Annotated in this window: 17 protein-coding genes; 13 read left to right on the forward strand and 4 right to left on the reverse strand. The window is 51.3% G+C overall.

Annotation, left to right across the window (positions count from 1 at the left end; translation table 11 throughout):
• The first annotated feature begins 115 nt into the window (after positions 1-115).
• The 4 genes from J2Z18_RS22345 (at position 116) to J2Z18_RS22360 (ending at position 3,714) form a co-directional block, all read left to right on the forward strand.
• Entirely contained in the window at positions 116-355 is a 240-nt protein-coding gene (locus tag J2Z18_RS22345) for a hypothetical protein (RefSeq protein WP_210095403.1), read from the forward strand.
• Between the two features lie 301 nt (positions 356-656).
• Positions 657-1,031 (forward strand): BlaI/MecI/CopY family transcriptional regulator, encoded by a 375-nt coding sequence (locus tag J2Z18_RS22350; protein ID WP_028406413.1) that lies wholly within the window; start codon positions 657-659, stop codon positions 1,029-1,031.
• A gap of 5 nt (positions 1,032-1,036) precedes the next feature.
• The gene (locus tag J2Z18_RS22355; protein ID WP_312889669.1) at positions 1,037-2,563 is read left to right on the forward strand and encodes a M56 family metallopeptidase; all 1,527 of its coding nucleotides are present in this window, start codon (positions 1,037-1,039) and stop codon (positions 2,561-2,563) included.
• 275 nt (positions 2,564-2,838) lie between these two features.
• Positions 2,839-3,714, forward strand: coding sequence for a radical SAM/SPASM domain-containing protein (locus J2Z18_RS22360; RefSeq protein ID WP_144870950.1), 876 nt, complete (start codon positions 2,839-2,841; stop codon positions 3,712-3,714).
• A gap of 38 nt (positions 3,715-3,752) precedes the next feature.
• Here J2Z18_RS22360 and J2Z18_RS22365 read toward each other — a convergent pair whose 3' ends face one another.
• Complete coding sequence (locus tag J2Z18_RS22365; RefSeq protein ID WP_007131178.1) at positions 3,753-4,034, reverse strand: hypothetical protein; 282 nt, start codon at positions 4,032-4,034, stop codon at positions 3,753-3,755.
• A gap of 14 nt (positions 4,035-4,048) precedes the next feature.
• On the opposite strand from J2Z18_RS22365, the gene J2Z18_RS22370 reads away from it, so the two are divergent.
• Positions 4,049-4,804, forward strand: a complete 756-nt coding sequence (locus J2Z18_RS22370; RefSeq protein WP_007131179.1) for a sugar phosphate isomerase/epimerase family protein — start codon at positions 4,049-4,051, stop codon at positions 4,802-4,804.
• A 156-nt stretch (positions 4,805-4,960) separates the two neighbouring features.
• Positions 4,961-6,433 carry a DEAD/DEAH box helicase gene (locus tag J2Z18_RS22375; RefSeq protein WP_007131180.1) on the forward strand — a complete coding sequence of 491 codons (1,473 nt, stop codon included), beginning with the start codon at positions 4,961-4,963 and terminating at the stop codon, positions 6,431-6,433.
• Between the two features lie 464 nt (positions 6,434-6,897).
• On the opposite strand, the gene J2Z18_RS22380 is transcribed toward J2Z18_RS22375, so the two are convergent.
• The gene (locus J2Z18_RS22380) at positions 6,898-7,626 is read right to left on the reverse strand and encodes a hypothetical protein (protein WP_007131182.1); all 729 of its coding nucleotides are present in this window, start codon (positions 7,624-7,626) and stop codon (positions 6,898-6,900) included.
• A 385-nt stretch (positions 7,627-8,011) separates the two neighbouring features.
• Between J2Z18_RS22380 and J2Z18_RS22385 the strand changes: the two genes are divergently transcribed.
• From J2Z18_RS22385 to J2Z18_RS22405, 5 genes are all read left to right on the forward strand, one after another.
• The gene (locus J2Z18_RS22385; protein WP_007131183.1) at positions 8,012-8,449 is read left to right on the forward strand and encodes an NUDIX hydrolase; all 438 of its coding nucleotides are present in this window, start codon (positions 8,012-8,014) and stop codon (positions 8,447-8,449) included.
• 549 nt (positions 8,450-8,998) lie between these two features.
• The gene (locus J2Z18_RS22390) at positions 8,999-9,673 is read left to right on the forward strand and encodes a uracil-DNA glycosylase (RefSeq protein ID WP_007131185.1); all 675 of its coding nucleotides are present in this window, start codon (positions 8,999-9,001) and stop codon (positions 9,671-9,673) included.
• 49 nt (positions 9,674-9,722) lie between these two features.
• A complete protein-coding gene (locus J2Z18_RS22395; RefSeq protein ID WP_007131186.1) occupies positions 9,723-10,271 on the forward strand; it encodes a hypothetical protein in 549 nt (182 codons plus the stop codon).
• 392 nt (positions 10,272-10,663) lie between these two features.
• A complete protein-coding gene (locus tag J2Z18_RS22400; protein ID WP_007131188.1) occupies positions 10,664-11,224 on the forward strand; it encodes a sugar O-acetyltransferase in 561 nt (186 codons plus the stop codon).
• 197 nt (positions 11,225-11,421) lie between these two features.
• A complete protein-coding gene (locus J2Z18_RS22405) occupies positions 11,422-12,177 on the forward strand; it encodes a hypothetical protein (RefSeq protein ID WP_138919345.1) in 756 nt (251 codons plus the stop codon).
• 433 nt (positions 12,178-12,610) lie between these two features.
• Here J2Z18_RS22405 and J2Z18_RS22410 read toward each other — a convergent pair whose 3' ends face one another.
• Together J2Z18_RS22410 and J2Z18_RS22415 are read right to left on the reverse strand one after the other, a co-directional pair.
• The gene (locus tag J2Z18_RS22410) at positions 12,611-13,441 is read right to left on the reverse strand and encodes a WYL domain-containing protein (RefSeq protein ID WP_007131191.1); all 831 of its coding nucleotides are present in this window, start codon (positions 13,439-13,441) and stop codon (positions 12,611-12,613) included.
• Positions 13,428-14,735, reverse strand: coding sequence for a WYL domain-containing protein (locus J2Z18_RS22415; protein ID WP_007131192.1), 1,308 nt, complete (start codon positions 14,733-14,735; stop codon positions 13,428-13,430). The genes J2Z18_RS22410 and J2Z18_RS22415 overlap by 14 nt, the downstream gene beginning before the upstream one ends.
• A gap of 886 nt (positions 14,736-15,621) precedes the next feature.
• On the opposite strand from J2Z18_RS22415, the gene J2Z18_RS22420 reads away from it, so the two are divergent.
• Positions 15,622-16,440 carry a nucleotidyltransferase domain-containing protein gene (locus tag J2Z18_RS22420; RefSeq protein WP_007131193.1) on the forward strand — a complete coding sequence of 273 codons (819 nt, stop codon included), beginning with the start codon at positions 15,622-15,624 and terminating at the stop codon, positions 16,438-16,440.
• Complete coding sequence (locus J2Z18_RS22425) at positions 16,415-18,019, forward strand: limonene hydroxylase (protein WP_245256135.1); 1,605 nt, start codon at positions 16,415-16,417, stop codon at positions 18,017-18,019. The genes J2Z18_RS22420 and J2Z18_RS22425 overlap by 26 nt, the downstream gene beginning before the upstream one ends.
• The last annotated feature ends 21 nt before the right edge of the window (positions 18,020-18,040 follow it).

Genomic DNA, 18,040 nt, shown 5'->3' on the forward strand with positions numbered 1-18,040 from the left:
TCCGGGCAGGAACAATTGTAAGAATTCTTTCTCCACGGTTAGGGCAAGATAGGCTTTGGAACGGGTCTGGCAAGAAAGCTGTTCCTGTCACCATTTTTCGAGGGAGTGAGCTATGATGGCTAACAAAAACGATCGTAATTCAAAGGTTGATTCTAACCGCGACACAACCAAGATGGATGTTAACGCTGGAGAAGCTTTGGGCACCGCTGGCGGTGGCGTTGCAGGTGCTGTTGTAGGCTCCGTTCTAGGTCCAATCGGCACCATTGCGGGTGGTATCGCTGGTGCAGCATTGGGGAACAAAGCAGGCGAGGCAGCAGACGATAACGGCAAGAATCAAGATACAGAGCGGCGTTAAACCAGCCATCTGTACGAGTGAAAAAATAAGAAGAGACCGAGGAATGTCGGCGCTCTTGATCATTTAAGCTGTATTGTAGAAAGAACCGCGCTCCCGCGCGGTTCTTTAATTTTACATATAAGCTCGATGTACGTATAAGCTCGATGTACGTATAAGCTCGATGTACGCATAAGTTCGATGAAGTCGTACATTCACTCCCTTCGCTTGACATATCACTACATGATGTAGTAGGTTATAATCACTACACAGTGTAGTGATTAAACTCGTTATGGACGCATAACGACGTAAAGAGGTGTTCACCGTGAACCAGGTTCAAAAATTATCGGATACTGAGATGGAGCTCATGGAGGTGATTTGGGAGTGTACTCCGCCTGTCACATCCACCGAACTACTTGCACTGTTCGCCGAGAGAGGGAAGGAATGGAAGGCGCAGACCATTTCCACCTTCTTATCGCGCTTGGTGGACAAAGGGGCACTAACGGCTACGAGGCATGGACGGACGAATAAATATACGCCTCGCATTTCGCCTGAAGATTATAAGCTCATGGAAACGCAGCATGTTCTGGACGGATTATATCAAGGCTCGGTTAAAAATCTAATTTCAGCTTTGTATGACGGCGATAAGCTTTCAGATGAAGATATCGCAGAGCTGAAGCAATGGTTCTCGGAAAAGTAGGGGGCATGATGAATACGATTCTCCAAATGCTGTTTACCCTTACCGTTGCTGGAAGTGCCGTCGTAGCCTGCATACTATTGCTGCGGACCGTATCCGCCAATGCCTTTCCTGCAAAGTGGCGCTATGGAATGAGCAAAATGGCGGTAGGCTTTTATCTTGTACCCGTAGCCCTTGGCATTCAGTGGATCTCGCCGTTGTTTACATTCAATGCAACAGCAACCGCTCCCACCGCGAACGAGCTGTCTTCAACTGTGCAGCATGCGCTGCCTGGTCCATATTCGGCAGTTCATCCGAAGCTGCTTGTCCCGGAACTGACCCTGTCAGCAACCGCGGCCGTTGTACTTATTGTCTTATGGGCATTCGGCGCTATAGCTTTTGCTGCATGGCAGATGTATTGTTATCGCAGATTTTTAATGAAACTAGAACCAACCCGTACGATCGCTCCGGAAAGCAGCGAAGCAGCCAAACAGCTCGCTTTCGTCAGGGAAGCCCTTGGCGTGAAAAGCAGCGTCAGGCTTGCCTACAGCCCCATCGTTCGGAGTCCCGTTCTCGTCGGCCTATGGAGACCAACCATTTATCTCCCTATAGAGAATACCGTTAACCTGGACATGGTGATTCGTCATGAGTTGGTCCATCTGAAACGGAAGGATCTATGGATCAAAGCGTTCACGCTCGGAGCAAGCGCCTTGCACTGGTTTAATCCCTTGGTGCACATCCTTCGCAAGGATATTCATCTTTGGAGCGAGCTGTCCTGTGATGAAGAAGTCGTAAAAGAGATGTCTCATGCCCAGCGAAAACGCTATGGGGAGACGATCTTAAGCGTCATGGCAGGATCAAGGAATTTGCCCGTGCAATTTTGTGCCTCCTTATCCGGTGACGGCAAACAATTGAAAAGGAGATTGATGATGATGCTTAATGTAAAGAAGCCTAAAAAGAAAACAGTGTATCTCACCATAACAGCGTTGTTTTTAGTGGGTGCAATTAGCACATCCGCAGCGGCATGGGCGTCTGGCAATTCGCCCAAAGTCGTTGGCAATGAGGAAAGCCGGCCGGAAGCTAAACCAAGCGAAGCGGCCCCTAAAGCGGCGCCTTCTGAAGCCGTAGCTGGCAATGAAGGGAACCAAGTTGTAACTTATCCCAAAGAAGCTGCCCCTGCCCCTAGAGAAGTCGTCGTTGAGAATGAAGGAAATCATGTTGTAACTCTTCCCAAAGAAGCTGCCCCTATGGCGGTCATTGTCGAAAATAGAGGAAGCGATGTTGTAGCTGCTCCAATAGAAGCTGCTCCTAGGGGAGCTGTCGTTGAGAAAACAGGGAACCAGGTTGTAACCTATCCAACAGAAGCTGCCCCGGCGGAAGCCGGCGTTCAGAATGAAGGAAGCCAGGTTGTAGCTCCTCCTAAAGAAGCAGCTCCTTCGGAGGCGGTCGTAAGTGAAGGGAACCAAGTTGTTGCTCCTTCAACAGAAGCTCGACCTGCCAAGGAGGGTTATAAGCTGCAGCCAAACGAGGCCCCACGGGAAATTCCGTCACGCTAAGATTCATGACACTTGAAGAGCTTGCTGAGTATGTTTGATACTGATAAGTGGCGCATTCCAATATATACGGTGAACGTTAATTCGAGCAAAATGAGAGAAGAGGGGGCCCCCTCTTCTTTTTACTTTATACAGAATGGCATCAGATTAATATTTACAGCTGTAGCTGTAGTTGTAGCTGTAAATGCCAGCCTATGGTACGATGTGGATGATTGATAGCTAGCAAACTAGCAGATCATCATCATGCGATCATAAACATCTGGATAGGGGATAAGATCTTGAAGAAATTTAAGAAGGTTTACATAGAAATTACGAGTATTTGCAATCTGGCCTGCACGTTCTGCCCGCCTACGGAGCGTAAGGCCAACTTTATTAAGGTGGAGGACTTCGCGAGAAGATTGGACGAGATCAAGCCGCATACGAGTTACATTTATCTGCATGTGAAGGGGGAGCCCCTGCTTCATCCGAAGATCGATCAGCTGCTGGATGTTAGCCATGAAAAAGGGTTCAAGGTCAACATCACGACCAACGGCACGCTGATCGCCAAGAACCGGCATAAGCTGCTGGGCAAGCCGGCCTTAAGGCAGATGAACTTCTCGCTCCACAGCTTTGACGGCCATGTCGGCTCCACGGACCGTGAGGGATATTTGCGGGACATTCTCTCTTTCGTACGGGATGCCAAGGAGCATAATGTGATCTTCTCCTTCCGCTTGTGGAATTTGACGCAGGACAACCAAACGAACCTGGAGAAGCAGCGAAACCGCCAGACGCTTGAAATTTTGGAGAAGGAATTTAATCTCGACTACCGCATCGAGGAAAAGGTGGAGCCCGGCGGTGGCGTGAAGGTGGCCGAGAACGTCTACCTGAACCAGGACTACGAATTCCAATGGCCAAGCCTGTCGGCACCTGAGGATGACGGCAAAGGCTTCTGTCATGCGCTTCGCAGCCAGGCCGCCATTCTCGTGGACGGGACGGTCGTGCCGTGCTGTCTGGACGGGGAAGGCGTCATTAATTTGGGTAATATCCACCGAACGTCGTTCTCGGATATCGTTGACGGGGAGCGGGCCAACAACCTTGTGGATGGATTTTCGCGCCGGGAAGCCGTCGAGGAGCTATGCCGAAAATGCGGGTATCGGCAGAGATTTGGGGCGTAATCTGACTGCATATAAAAGCGATTGATCGGGGCTGCGCGCTAAGGCATCAGCATATTGTAATTAAAAAAACGATCCATAACAGGATCGTTTTGTATATACGTGAGGTCCATCTCGACGTTTAGCTTTTCTCTTGTGATTTGGTTAACTGCCTCCACGACCTCGGCGGTATCTTTCTTGTTATTGCCCATTATGACAACGTTAAGCTTTACGAGCTCCTTTTCTTTCAAATCTCCTTCAGCGACAGGTCCAGAATCGTTCTTGGCGCCGGAACCGGAATCTTTGCCTCCGCAAGCGGCAAGGATCATCGAAAGCGCTAACATGATGACGAGCCCGCATGACAAATCTGAAGGTTGCGTTACAGTTGTATACTTTGAGGGATTACGATCAGGAGGATTTCGCTGCGAAGCTTGGAAAGGTAAGGGAGGCCGGCTATGACGGCGTTGAATTCGTAGGATTTGCCGATATTTCGGCAGAAGCGATGAAGGCGATGCTCGAGAAGTCAGGACTGGAAGCCATGGGCAGCCATACCCGAGTGGAGGAGCTGATGGATCATCTGGACGAGGTTATTGCTTACAATCAAGTGATCGGCTCGTCCTATATCGTGATCCCGTACTATAAGATTGAATCGATGGAAGACGTACATAGCCTGGTCGATATTGTGAAAGAGATGGGTCCGAAAATCAAGGCTGCCGGCATGGATCTTCTATATCATAACCATTACCATGAGTTTACGAATGAGTTCGGAGACAAGCCGATATTGGAGATGCTGCGAGAAGCAACAACGGAAGCAGAGCTGGGCTTTGAAATCGATATGTTCTGGACGACGCATGCTGACCGTGAGCCGGTGGGGGTTATGGAACACTTCGGTTCCCGCTGCAAGACCGTTCACGTGAAGGACATGGTAAATAAAGAAGGTAAAGAGATGACCGAGGTAGGAACGGGCATCCTTGATCTGAAAGGCATTATCGAAAAGGCCAAGTCCTTGGGTTACAAGTGGGTCGTTGTTGAGCAGGATCGCATCAAGATCGATGGCTATGAGAGTGTCAAGATTTCGCTTGATCATGTGAAAGCAATGCTGGAGGATCATTAAGGTTAGGTAAAAGCTATATCAACAGTTCGGGGATCGCCAACAGCATAGCCGGACTTCAAGAGGCGGAGATAAATTCCGCTTCTTTTTTCATGCCGATCTGTGGTATCGTTATGTGTTATGACTTAAATTTCAGGTATTCACCATAAAGGAGACCCCATGACATTTCAAGATTTAAATATATCCCCGATCATTCTCAAGGCGCTGGCCAAGGAGAATTACAAGACGCCGACGCCTATTCAGGCTCAGGCCATCCCGGCTGTGTTAGCCGGCAGAGATTTGCTTGGCTGTGCCCAAACCGGGACAGGGAAGACCGCTGCTTTTTCGGTACCGATGATCCAGCTGTTAAACGAACAGCCTCCTAAACCAGGTATGGGACGCCGCATTCGCGCGCTGGTGTTGTCGCCGACTCGCGAGCTTGCCCTGCAAATTTCGGATAACGTCAAAGCTTATAGCCAGTTTACGAAGCTGCGTTCGACCGCAATTGTCGGTGGCGTTTCGCAAAAAACGCAGGAGCGGGCCCTTCAGCAAGGAGCGGACATTCTCATCGCCACCCCGGGCAGACTTATCGATCTCATAAATCAGAAGCACGTCGATCTGCAGCATGTGGAGATTTTGGTGCTGGATGAAGCTGACCGTATGCTGGATATGGGCTTTATTCATGACGTGAAGCGGATCATCGCCAAAATGCCGAGCAAAAAACAAACGCTCTTCTTCTCGGCAACGATGCCTTCAGAAATCACCCAGCTGGTCAAAACACTACTGCATAATCCCGTGAAAGTAGAGATTACCCCGGTTTCCTCTACGGCCGAGCGTATCGTGCAATCCGTGTACCTGCTGGAAACGGGGAGTAAGCAGAAGCAATTGAACGAGCTGCTGAAGGATCCATCGATTGCATCCGCATTGGTCTTTACCCGTACGAAACGCGGAGCTGACCGGGTTGCGCGCGGTCTGAACAAGGTGAATATTACGGCTCAGGCCATTCACGGCGACAAATCGCAAACCAGCCGTCAGAACGCACTTAATAATTTCAAAAGCGGCGAGACGCGGGTATTGGTGGCAACGGATATCGCCGCGCGAGGCATTGATATCGACGAGCTGTCACATGTCATTAACTTCAACCTCCCGAATATCCCCGAAACGTATGTTCACCGGATTGGCCGAACAGGGCGCGCGGGGCTGAGTGGAACGGCAATTTCGTTCTGTGAAGTGGACGAGGTGCCTTTGCTCCGGGATATAGAGAAGTTAATCGGAAAGTCCATTCCGGAAGTGAAGGATCATGCCTATCCGATGTCCGGCTCATTAAGAGCCGCCAAGGTAGACCAATCCCCGAAATCGGGCTCGGCCAAGCCCGGCCAAGCTAAGTCGGCAGCAGTCAGACCTGCTAAACCGAAAGCTGATACCACTCGCAAGCCAAAGACCGACAAGGCTCGTAAACCGAAATCAGACGCGGCTCGCGATTCGAGCACGAATTCGCCACGTAAGCCGAAAGCGGAGGCAGTTAATAATCCGTATTTAGAGATGGCACGTAAGCTGAAGTCGGAAGCTGCTCTGAACCCTAAGGATGGCCAAGCCCGTAAGCGCAAGTCCGATGGATTCAAAAAGGGAAGCAAGACGGGCAGATCCTCGTAAGCAGAAATAACGTATGGGGGATGATTTCATAGGCGACAGCCATCCGGGCATACTCCAAACCACGCATCGTGCGAACGATGTATACGGGCATTCCCGGCATTTCTGACAATCCCCCTAATAGAAAGCACCCTGTCTCACTTTGTTGAGAATGACCCCCGTTTGTGAGACAGGGATCAAAACGCCTTGCAAGTTTAAGCAGCCAGTCGCCGTAAATTATTCGGTGACTGGTTATTTAGTTTCGTTTGAATGGGAGACTAACGATGATGCATCCTAACAATTTTGGAACAATAGCAATATTCCAGCGTATATACAGGAAATGATGCGGGATGTAGTGGGAAAGGCAATGAGCAAGGACAAACGGTCGTACTGGGGACTAGCTATGGGCTTTTCATAGGCGTCATCTTGGGTTGGATTATGGATAATTTTATTTCTGGCATTTCGATTGGGATCGTGTTCGGATATCATTATCGAACAATTTCATGTAGTTTCCCACCTTTTACAATCCAATTCGTAGTACCCACTACAAATGTATTGGCTTCATTGTCATAAGTTACTTCCTGAACTCCCAGCGTTTCATTTAGGTTTGTTACAACAGTATGAGAAGGCTCTAGTTTGTAAATTGAAGTTTGAGCAATCGTACCAACGGTAGCGACAATTTCCTTGATGCCATCCTTGTCAACGTCAGCTTCCACGGTATGTGCTTCAATTCGCATGACTTTTGGAGAATTCGTATTTACATCAATGTAGTCGCTAATCGGACAGTTTGCTCCGCATACGCCATTGACTTTTATATAGTTTTTGCCGAACGCATCTACTTGTCTAACTGTAAACAGTTCAGTATTTTGTGCAGAGTAGCCAACCTGACCGATCTCGAATCGATTTGTTCCCAGCTGTATAGCTGCGTTAACCTCTCCATGATCTCGATTTTTATGATAAAAATACACGGTGTAGTCACCGATCTTTTGTGTAAGTATGCTATTGGTTAGTTGCTTTGCAGTTAGTTCCATTAGCGGCTTCTCTATGTCAGCAATTTCAAAACTTAAGGTATATTGCTGAGCTTCATTGGTGTCTGTGTTCAACCCATGGATATCGGATTCATAAAGTGTTGAATTCATTGCGGGGACGTCAGATGCTTGATTGCAACCTGCGAGAAGACATAGTGCGGTTAAGATTGTAAATCTTAGTTTCTTCATTATTTCATCCCTTCTGCTCCGATTTGTTATATTTGGAATAAGTAGAAATCCAATTCCGGACTTATTATAGTAGATTCTCTGGACTGGAAAGTTGATACAATGTATTTCTTTTATGAAAGATTAGTAATCTTTTGATTAGCTGACGAACTTACATAAGGTCCTTGACCGGGAAGCTTGCTTGAAAAAATGCCTCGAAAGCTTTTTGCATATTGCGAATAATAAAAGTCGGCCTGGGCTGGCCCCCTGCAAACCGATTTGGAACATGGACCAGCAAGTCTAAACGCAAATTTATAGCTGCCGTGCAGACGTGAATTCTCCAATGTCTGCTTCCGTTCCACCAACAGGAAAATCATGTTAAAGTTATGGAGAAGAGGAGGGCGATTCGATGTTCATCGTCAACGTGGAAGGCGCTGTATATAGGGACAAGCAATGGCTCCTGATTACTCGCAGCATGAAGGAGGAGCATGCCGGGGGGACTCTCTCGCTTGTAGGAGGCAAAGTCGATGCGGAAGGGCATTCGCAGGAGATTCTTGAGCGAACGGTAAGGCGCGAATTGTTCGAAGAGGTCGGAATCCGGGTTAAAGATGAGGCTGCATTCGTATACAGCTCTTCCTTTGTAACCGACGATGGAAGTCATGTCATTAACGTGGTTTTCCTGTGTGAATACGAAGAGGGAACGGCCTATTGCAAAAGTCCGGACGAGGTCGAAGCGGTGCATTGGCTGGATTACGAGGCTATTATGAATCACCCGCAGGCGCCGCCTTGGACGAAAGAGAGCATTAGAAGGGCGGCGTTGATGAAGGAGAACAGCTGCTCATCGTGATAGATCGTTAACGAATGATAGAGTATGCCTGGCAAAAGGGGGTCATCCTTTGGCGGTGCTTCAGGATATGCGCGAGCCGGGGACATGGGTTGAATTTAGGTTCATATCCCGGATACCTGGTGAGGATGAGGGATGTAGGCTTCAGTTCAAGTTTTGCAAGGCGGGGCAGCTTGTATATGACCTGGAGTTTGGCTGGACCAATATTACGATCAGGAACTATATCAAGGTCACTTCACGCTTTCCCGTTGAACCCCCGCACAGCATGCCTTCGAAAGGATTGTTCATGTCGTTCGAAAAACATCTATATCAGCTGGACTGGGAGGAGACAGGACCAGAAGGTTGCTACAGGTTAAGATTTTTTGGATCGGATCAGGATTTTACGCTGACCGTCCATGAGGAGTCCGTAAGAAACTTTGGCATGGAATTCAGTAAGGAATGGGAGCATGCACCTTCAACTGTTCTATAAAGCGCATACGACATATTCATGAAATGGATAATTTAGGACAAGCCCCTTACTCAACATCCATTGTTTAACCGAGGTGATACACAGTGGCGATATTGAAAAATGACTGGGCCGACTATTTGGCGCCGGAGTTTGAGAAGCCCTATTATTTGAAGCTGCGCAAATTTCTTGCGGAAGAGTATAAGACGAGACGGATTTATCCGGATATGTACGATATTTTTAACGCGTTGCATTATACGTCGTTTGCCGATACGAAGGTGGTCATTCTGGGGCAGGACCCATATCACGGACCCGGGCAGGCCCATGGGCTTAGCTTCTCGGTCAAACCGGGGGTGACGCCGCCGCCGTCGCTGCAGAACATTTTTCAGGAGCTGCACGATGATCTGAACTGCGAAATTCCGAACAACGGTTATCTTGTTCCTTGGGCCAAGCAGGGAGTGCTCCTGCTGAACACGGTGCTGACGGTTCGAGCGCGCACGCCCAATTCGCACAAGGAGATGGGATGGGAAACCTTCACGGATCAGGTGATCCAGACGCTGAATCGGAAGGAGGAGCCGGTCGTCTTCCTGCTGTGGGGGAGCCATGCCCAACGGAAGGCGGAGCTGATTACGAACCCGAAACATCATCTGATCCGGTCACCGCATCCGAGTCCGTATTCGGCAATGCGCGGTTTTTTCGGAAGCCGTCCGTTCTCCCGGACCAACCGCTTCTTGCGTGAGGCGGGTCTGCCGGAGATCGATTGGCAGATTCCAAATATATAAGGGCACTGCGCTCAAAAATATCGTTAGGTTAACAGGGGGAATGTAGAAAATGAGTAAGCCTGTCATGCAGGTCGCGCTGGTATGCGGACCGGATAGTGATATGGAGGCCCAGGCCGTGCGAGCGGCATTGGAGTATTTTGGGGTACGCGTCTTTACCTACTGGATCGGCAGGCCGAATGACCTGATCGACGTCTTGTCCGGCGATGATTTATATGAAGGCACCGATATGATTCTGCTGAGCTTTCACGGGGATGAAGGCCGTCTAATCATGCCGGAGCTCGGCGATGACGTATATGAGCCGAACGAACCGAGAGGAGATTTCGGGCCGGACGAGATCCGGCGATTTGCGAGGCTGGACGGAAAGACGGTGATCGCGAATGGCTGCACGCTGGGAGATCCGGCGCTGGCCGAAGCCTTTCTTGCCAGTGGCTGTAACATGTTCATCGGACCGGATGACTATCCGGACGGCAACGATGCGCTAATGTTCGTGCTCCGGCTGTTCTATGAGATCATTCAGCAGGGCCGGGATGTGAAGGAAGCTTTCGCGATGACCGTACCTATGAGCAGCGAGCTGTCCATGTACCGTTTGTATGAATGAAATGATGAATGTAGAAAGACAGATAGACTATTGAAAATGCTATTTTGCCATCTCCTAGCTGTTCCGCAGGAAAGTCCTTGGAGATCTGCCGGGTAATGGATACATAAGAAAGTCGCCGGTGATGGGGCGGCTTTTGTTTTCACGAACAGGAATGCCTGAAATCGATTCCGGAGATGCATATGCCGCAGCTGACCCTGCTCGAGCATCCGGAGGAGGATTATATGTACGGACTGATCACAATGACCCTCGAAAGCCTGGCCTATTCGCTTCAGCTGGTGGAGAAACGATTGTAGGCAATTAACCGCTGATATCCCGGGTTCTTCGGCCATATTCGCCGGACGCTAACCATTTCGGAACAAATACCTGATATGAGAGAGGATTGGGAGTACCACATGAAAACAGAAAAGCAAAAAATGCTCGATGGAGAGCTATACAAGGCTTGGGACCCTGAATTGGTGCGTGAGCAGGCCTATGCCAGACGGATGACGCGCATGTATAACCAAACCACTGAAGCCGACGAGAATCTGCGGGTGCGGATTCTTAAAGAGCTGCTGGGATCGACCGGGAATAACCTGAAGATGGAGCCGAACATCCGATTCGATTATGGCTACAACATTCATGTCGGTGAAAATTTCTTCGCCAACTTTGACTGCACTATTCTGGATGTATGCGAGGTACGGATTGGCGATAACTGTATGTTCGGACCTGGCGTTCACATCTACACGGCTACGCATCCGGTGGATCCGTATGAACGGATAAAGGGACCGGAATACGGGAAGCCGGTTATGATCGGCAACAATGTATGGGTTGGCGGACGCGCCGTCATTAATCCGGGTGTTACGATTGGCAATAATGTGGTTATCGCATCAGGAGCCGTGGTGACCAAAGATGTTCCGGACAACATGATTGTCGGCGGCAATCCTGCGAAGGTGATTAAAGAAATTCACATTTAAAAAGATGTCGCTGCCTCGCATTGTATAAGGAACATTTCGCTTTCGACGGATCTCCTGGATGAAATAAAGAAGCGATATTATTGGCGATATCGTTTCTTTTTATATACTTGAGGTACTAATATAGAATCAGCAGCCGATCAGATTTGCCTCTATGTTGACGCTTCTCGGTGAATAAGTGGGGAGGGATGATGTTGCCTGTGAAAAAGAAGCTTGGTTTCGTCCTATTGATGATCTTTTCGCTGTTTATGATCAGTCCGGCTGAGGCATCCGTAGCTCCCGTTGAGCAAATCCGGGAACTGGTAAACCCTGAGTTTATGACTTACACATCAGGCTCTTTACGTCCGGTTAAGGATGATTATGGGATCACCGACACGGAGGATGTACAGCTTGGTGAAGGGCAGCCTTACTACATCGTCTCATCCGAATTTCTGAAGTCTTCGAGTGCAGACGGGGAGCACACAGACGATGATATTTTTGAACACGGCGGGTATTTATTTGTTATGGAGGAGAACGGAAAACCTGTTGGGAACGTAGACGTTACCAAAGAAAATGGGGCTTGGAGCATCTTCAAGCTTTCGAGTGGAATCAGCCCGGTTCAGGCGATAGTCGATACCCGTCAACAATCAGCAGCCGTTCCGGATACCAAGCTGATCTACGATCAAGCCTTTGGTCTGTTGGGGATTAGTCAAAATGAGAAATATATACAAAAAGCAGGTGAACACCAACTGAGTACTGCACAGGAAATCGATATCCGTTCGCTTGGAAATCAACTGATTCAGCAATATCAAGCAAGCCGGAAGCTCCCTCCTGGTTCAGCGGGGGGAAGGCTGTTTCCGTCTGATTCTACACATGCACATGGGAAATATTATACTGTGGGAGCTGTTATTTTTGCCGGATTCGCCATCATCGGAGCCGCAGTCATGCTGTTTAGGAAAAGAAGATCCAAGCTTTAAATAGGAGCAATGGATTGGTGTTACTGAACAATAAAAGCTTCGTATGTCCTCCAGCTCCTGAGTTTTCAGCACCACTTCCTTATCGTTCGTTACCATGATCGCAGGAAATCGATCGAGGCCGATTTTGTCGGCGATGTCTCGGTTTGTCGGGGTCTCGAGATCATATACCTGAATGCCTTGAATCACTTTCAAGAGAACATCGCTGGAGTTCATGAATTCAAGAAGCTGCATGTCGAGACCCGAGTAAGTTTCATAGAATAAATGGATTTTATATTGATCTTTCGAATCGGATGATAGAAAATCTAGCACATCCTGCTTGCTGGTTCCCGAGCAGCCAAGGGCCATAACCAACAACAGCATCGCGAAAATCTTACCAAATACATTAACGAAATACCGTTTGCTCCTCATGTATTCACCTCACTAACATAATTTCCTATCCCTTTGGCACTTCTTCCTTACAGGCCGAGACGATGCCGTACCGTTCCAGCGCCTTCGTGGATGACTCCAGCATCCGCCGCCGTAAATAGGCACCCTCCCGGATGCGCACCCGCCGGCCGAGAAAGCGGAGCTTGGATAGCAGATACTCCTGCTCGTCACCGGGCACCAAGAGCCGGACACTGTAGGTATCCTGCCCTTCGTCATACGTTACTTCCTTATCGAAGCAGGAGAGAGCGTACAGAATTCGGGACAGCTCCCCGTTATACCGGGGGACGACGTCAATGACGGCTTCCGTCCGCCTTGCATCGAGCAGTTGCGGAATCCTCTCCAGGATGCGGTCCGCATCGGATTCGGCGATCGGTTCCTCGGACACCGACAGGATGCTGTACAGCCGGGTGCGGAGCAGCGAGCGGTTCTTCCGGTGATACCAGAGCAGGTACCACTCCTGCTTGACCATGGAGAACTCCAGCTTATAAGGCAGCCCAGGCTGGTCCTTATGGGTACGCCCGCCCTTGATCGCGTAGGAGATGTTGATCGCGCGCTTGCGCATGATCGCTCGGCGCAATGGCCGCAGCAGCGGGTGGACGACCGGTTTGCCAGCGGCCTTCGCTTTTTCCAGCAGATGCTCCGGGGTTTCCATTCCCGCATCGGGTTCCAGGATCGCCCGCAGCTTCTCCAGCGTGGCAGGGGAGAAGGCATCCGCTGCAGCCGGATGGTCCAGCATCGTTTTCAGCCAGCTGCGCTCCTGCGAGGTCACCATGAACGTGCCCGAGTCCTCGAGACGGGATAGGATCTGGTAGTTAAAAATTTTTTCAAACGGATTCATAGGCAGCCTGGATCTCCTTCCATTCGTCGATCATTTCCTGGCGGAGCGTCAGCGGCTCCAGAATTTCGCAGGCAGAGCCGAAGCTCCGCAGCCAAGGCTTGATCTCGGTTGTGCCGTTCACGGTAATTTCGTATATGAAGGAGACCTCGTCTTCTTCGATGATCTCTCCCCATTGTCCTTGCAGCAGTACGCGTTCCTTCACGAAGCTCGGCCCGGAGACCCCGGGGTGGAAAAATCGGGCCCGAACCGTCACCGGACGGCCGGTATCGATCAGCCAGCTGTGCCGGATACGCTCCTCCAGCTCCTGCATTTTCGCCTCGAACCATGCCTCGTCAACCGCCGCGTCTTCCTCAATTTGAGTCATGCCCTCCATTCGATATTTGCGAATGCCTTCCCGGCCATTAGCGAGCAGATACCATCTGCCGTACTGGTGGTCGTAGACGACCTTCAACGGAAGCACCTTTTCCCATCTGCCCTTGGATTCCCGCTCGAACAGCGGGTTTGTATTTTTAGACGCATAGCTGAGCTCCGTTTTCGGCGAAAAGTACAGAAAGCGTACCTTGTGCCGATTACGGATGGCCTTAAGGAGGGTGAACAGATGCGCTTCGTCTAAGATGCGGGAATGATAGTGATACTTGTATAAAAAGGTTTCGGTAAACGGCATGGCTTCGCTTCGCTGAAGCTGCTTTTTAAGCCCGTCGCGGAGCAGGTATCCCGGCACGGATGGCACCTGCGTATTTGCCATGATATCAACGAAGTCATAGAGGTCCAGGAGCTCCTCTTCGGACAGCTCATGGACCAGCTCGCCGCGGATCCGGTACCGGTAAGGCCGGGGACCGGGCTCCCTGCAAATGACGCCGACCTCCTCGAGATATTTCAGATCGGAGCGGACGGTTTTTTCATCCGGGTAGGGAACGCCGTCCGGGGTTCCGCCGCAGCAGGCGTCCAGCAGCTCCGAGACCGTTAAGGTCTCATCACGCATGGCGCTGAGGAGCAAAGAAATCCGGAGTCCCTCGGATTCCTTGACCGACTTGGCGCGGAACAGGAACAGCAGTACCGGATCGGCCGACTCATAGTAGCTGAACCGGAGGGCATCAGCCAGCTCGGCGCCCTGCTCCATGGGCAGCTGCTGGTGCACGGTGCTGACGATGTCCTTCAGCTTCCGGATGGTTTTATCAAAGGTATGTACGGAAATGCCGAGCCGGTCGGCGAACTGCTGCCGGCTGTAGGCGCCGCTCGTCAGTGCAAGCATGCGCAGAAACTGGATCTCCTTGTCAAAGCTTTCCTTGGCCATGGTCAACCTCCGTTCGTTAAGCAGGCTATCTCTCTATTGTATCAGGGGTTGAAAAGCGGTGAAACGGAAAACTTTAACCCGGATTTGCCGCTTCGTAATACTTTTGCCATGTTCAATACCCCCGGAATGCGCGAAGATAGAGGCAACAAAGATAACCGAGTCCCTAAAAAGGACTTGTGGAGCGTGAACGAGCCGGACAGTGGCGAGCAAGTCCCCAAAAGGGACTTGTGGAGCGCAAACGAGCGCGCCAGGAGCAAACAAGTCCCGAAAAGGGACTTGCGGAGCGCGAACGAGCGCTGCCGGAGCAAACAAGTCCCAAAGAGGGACTTGTGTAGCGCGAACGAGCCCGGCCGAGGCAAACAAGTCCCGTAAAGGGACTTGCGGAGCGCAAACGAGACGGGCAGTGGCGAGCAAGTCCCTAAAAAGGACTTGTGGAGCGTGAACGAGCCGGGCAGTGGCGAGCAAGTCCTCAAAAGGGACTTGTGGAGCGTGAACGAGCCGGGCAGTGGCGAGCAAGTCCCTAAAAGGGGCCTTCGGAGCGCGAGCGAGCGCTGCCAGCGCACGAGTGAGTTGTACTACGTGAGTTAGCTCTCAAAAACCTGCTTCAACGGAGCAGGCGGAATCAGGTCGGAAAAGCGCTAGCGTTCTCCTTTGTCCTCTAATTTTAACAACTGTGAAGATCATTCCAAAAATTAGAGGACAACAGAGATTGGAGACATGATCCGCATGCGGAGTGCTGATAGGCGACGAACAAAGGATTGATCCGCATGCGGGGTGCTGACAGACACCAATTTTGGTTTTCGGCCCCACGTTTAGTGGACGATGACGCTTCCGGCATCCGAAGTGATGCGACCGCACCAATAGACCCCCAAAGGAGGAATTCAACATGTCGCAGATCAAGCAAACGATCCTCGAAGAACTGAAGCGCATTGAACGGGAGGAGGGCGTCCGGATTCTATATGCGTGCGAGTCGGGCAGCCGGGCGTGGGGCTTTCCTTCCCGGGACAGCGATTATGACGTGCGTTTTCTATATATCCGGCCGGTTGAGTGGTACTTATCCATATTCGACAAGCGGGACGTGATTGAACGACCGATCAGCGATAGGCTGGACATCAACGGGTGGGATTTGAAAAAAGCGCTCCGTCTCTTCCGCAAATCAAACCCGCCGCTGCTCGAATGGCTGCAGTCGCCAATCCGGTATTTGGAATGCTACTCGGCCGCTTCGCGAATCCGGGAGCACGCGTCGCAGATGTTTTCGCCTAGAGCGTGCATGCATCATTACTTGCATATGGCCAGAGGGAACTACCGGACCTACCTCCAAGGCGATACCGTCAAGATCAAAAAATATTTCTACGTGCTTCGTCCGATCCTGGCTTGCGAGTGGATCGAGAAGCATGGCGCGATGCCGCCTATGGAGTTCCAGCGGTTGGCGGATGCATTGATTCCCGAAGGGAGCGGGCTGAAGACGGCCGTTCAGGAGCTGCTCGCCCGCAAAATCGCCGGGGATGAAATGAAAGATGAGCCTAAAATCGCCGTGATCAATGAATATATTGAGACCAAATTAGCCGAATACGAGCGGATCGCGAAGGACATGCGGACGGCCGAAAGGGACGAAGTCGGCATCGATGCGAAGCTTGACGATCTGTTCCGGTCGGTAGTATATGAAGGATGGGAGAAGGATGAGTGCGATGGTCATTTTGTTTAATCAAGCGAAACGGATGCCTTGGGAGGGGAGGACCTCTATATACGATCATATTCGGCAGCAGGGCGGCACGGTGGACGGCTCCCTGCCGGATGATGAGGAATTCTGGGCGGGAAGCCGAATGCGTTGGGTGGCCGGAGGATTGGATGGCGCGCTTGGGCACCATGCGGCACCAGCCGGCGCTTCGGAGGATGTCCGGGAGCTGATCCGCCTGCTGGTAAAGCTGACGAGAAAGCCTGGGGCGTTGAAGCGTAAGGCCGTATACGAACAGCTGATGAAGCTGGATATCGGCGGCAGCATCGATGCCGTGCTGGAGGAGATTCGGCAAGCTCCCGGCATCGAGCCGGAGCCGCTGTTTTACGAAGCTAAATGGTTTGCGGAATGCGGGGCACACCGCAATGTCGTCAAATTCGGCATGGCCGTGCTCGGGTTGTTCCGAAACGAAGCGGCGAAGGACCTGCTCCTGACGCTGGGAAGGCATGAAGAATTTACACTGTATGCCGCCGTAGCGATCACGAACGGGATGGAAAACAGCAATGACGTGTTGTTTGAATTGGCCCAGACGGTCCATGGCTGGGGAAAAATCCATACAGTCGAACGGCTGCAGCCCGATACACCGGAAATTCGGGCGTGGCTGCTTCGTTACGGCTGCCCAAACAGCATCATGGATGAATACCTGGCTTGCATTTGCGCACGGAACGGCGAGCTTCATGAAGCGCTCTCGGCAAGCCGCGTCGATGACGAGCTGTTTGAAGGCGCGACTGATATCATTCAGGCGCTGCTCCATGGCGGACCCGCCGAGGATATCGACGATTACGAGTTCGCCCCGCAGGTTGTAACGGACTACGTGCGGCTCGCGGAGGAGCAGGGGCGGACGGCGAAGCATCTGACGGTCATTCTGAAGCTCCGTGAATATCTGGACGCTTCGGATGAAGGCTGGGTGCAGCGGTTAACCGCGGGATGGACCGAGGAGCGGAGACAAGCCGCTGCCGGCACTTGCGAACGCATCCTATCGAAGCCGATGTGGCAAGAAGTCGTCATGGGAGCGGTCAAGAGCGGAAGTCCCACGGAGCAATGGTACGGGGTGTCCGCTGCCCGCAGGCTGGGCGTTGATATCTGGCAGGAGCTATTTGCTCAGCTTACGGTGAACCCGCTGCTAGATTCGCACTATTTGGAGCTGATGAAATCCAACGATTCCATGCGAATCCGGGAGCTTGTCGACTTCGCCGGGCAGCGGCTGCCGCTCGCGGAGATTGCCTCGGGCCCGGGCGAGGAGATGGGGTTCGGCGAGGAATTTGCGGCACACCGGTGCCTTAGCAGCATCCTTCAGAACCTGGACCGTCATGAAGGGATCGGCCTTGAGCTGATCGCAGCCGGCCTAAACAGCCCGGTGGTGAATAACCGGCATATGGCGCTTACCGCGCTGGAGGCATGGACGGTAGCTTCTTGGAAAGCACGGCTGTCCGAAGTGCTGGTTCAGGTGTTGGCGGTTGACCCGGATGAATCGGTCCGGGAACGCATTCGCTCCCTTTTGGAGGAGATTGGAATTTCAAACAAACAGGCAACGCAGGGAGAAGCATAAGTAAGTTGTTTATGGGAGCTC

Origin of the sequence: Paenibacillus lactis, from assembly GCF_017873605.1 — a bacterium.
In the GTDB taxonomy this organism is placed as follows: domain Bacteria; phylum Bacillota; class Bacilli; order Paenibacillales; family Paenibacillaceae; genus Paenibacillus_AQ; species Paenibacillus_AQ lactis.

Coding starts and splice junctions, on each gene's coding strand:
- J2Z18_RS22355 (WP_312889669.1), top strand. CDS start 1,037: ATGATGAATACGATTCTCCAAATGCTGTTTACCCTTACCGTTGCTGGA.
- J2Z18_RS22380 (WP_007131182.1), bottom strand. CDS start 7,626: ATGAAGAAACTAAGATTTACAATCTTAACCGCACTATGTCTTCTCGCA.
- J2Z18_RS22365 (WP_007131178.1), bottom strand. CDS start 4,034: ATGTTAGCGCTTTCGATGATCCTTGCCGCTTGCGGAGGCAAAGATTCC.
- J2Z18_RS22345 (WP_210095403.1), top strand. CDS start 116: ATGGCTAACAAAAACGATCGTAATTCAAAGGTTGATTCTAACCGCGAC.
- J2Z18_RS22420 (WP_007131193.1), top strand. CDS start 15,622: ATGTCGCAGATCAAGCAAACGATCCTCGAAGAACTGAAGCGCATTGAA.
- J2Z18_RS22415 (WP_007131192.1), bottom strand. CDS start 14,735: ATGGCCAAGGAAAGCTTTGACAAGGAGATCCAGTTTCTGCGCATGCTT.
- J2Z18_RS22410 (WP_007131191.1), bottom strand. CDS start 13,441: ATGAATCCGTTTGAAAAAATTTTTAACTACCAGATCCTATCCCGTCTC.
- J2Z18_RS22425 (WP_245256135.1), top strand. CDS start 16,415: ATGAGTGCGATGGTCATTTTGTTTAATCAAGCGAAACGGATGCCTTGG.
- J2Z18_RS22375 (WP_007131180.1), top strand. CDS start 4,961: ATGACATTTCAAGATTTAAATATATCCCCGATCATTCTCAAGGCGCTG.
- J2Z18_RS22400 (WP_007131188.1), top strand. CDS start 10,664: ATGAAAACAGAAAAGCAAAAAATGCTCGATGGAGAGCTATACAAGGCT.
- J2Z18_RS22385 (WP_007131183.1), top strand. CDS start 8,012: ATGTTCATCGTCAACGTGGAAGGCGCTGTATATAGGGACAAGCAATGG.
- J2Z18_RS22370 (WP_007131179.1), top strand. CDS start 4,049: ATGACAAATCTGAAGGTTGCGTTACAGTTGTATACTTTGAGGGATTAC.
- J2Z18_RS22395 (WP_007131186.1), top strand. CDS start 9,723: ATGAGTAAGCCTGTCATGCAGGTCGCGCTGGTATGCGGACCGGATAGT.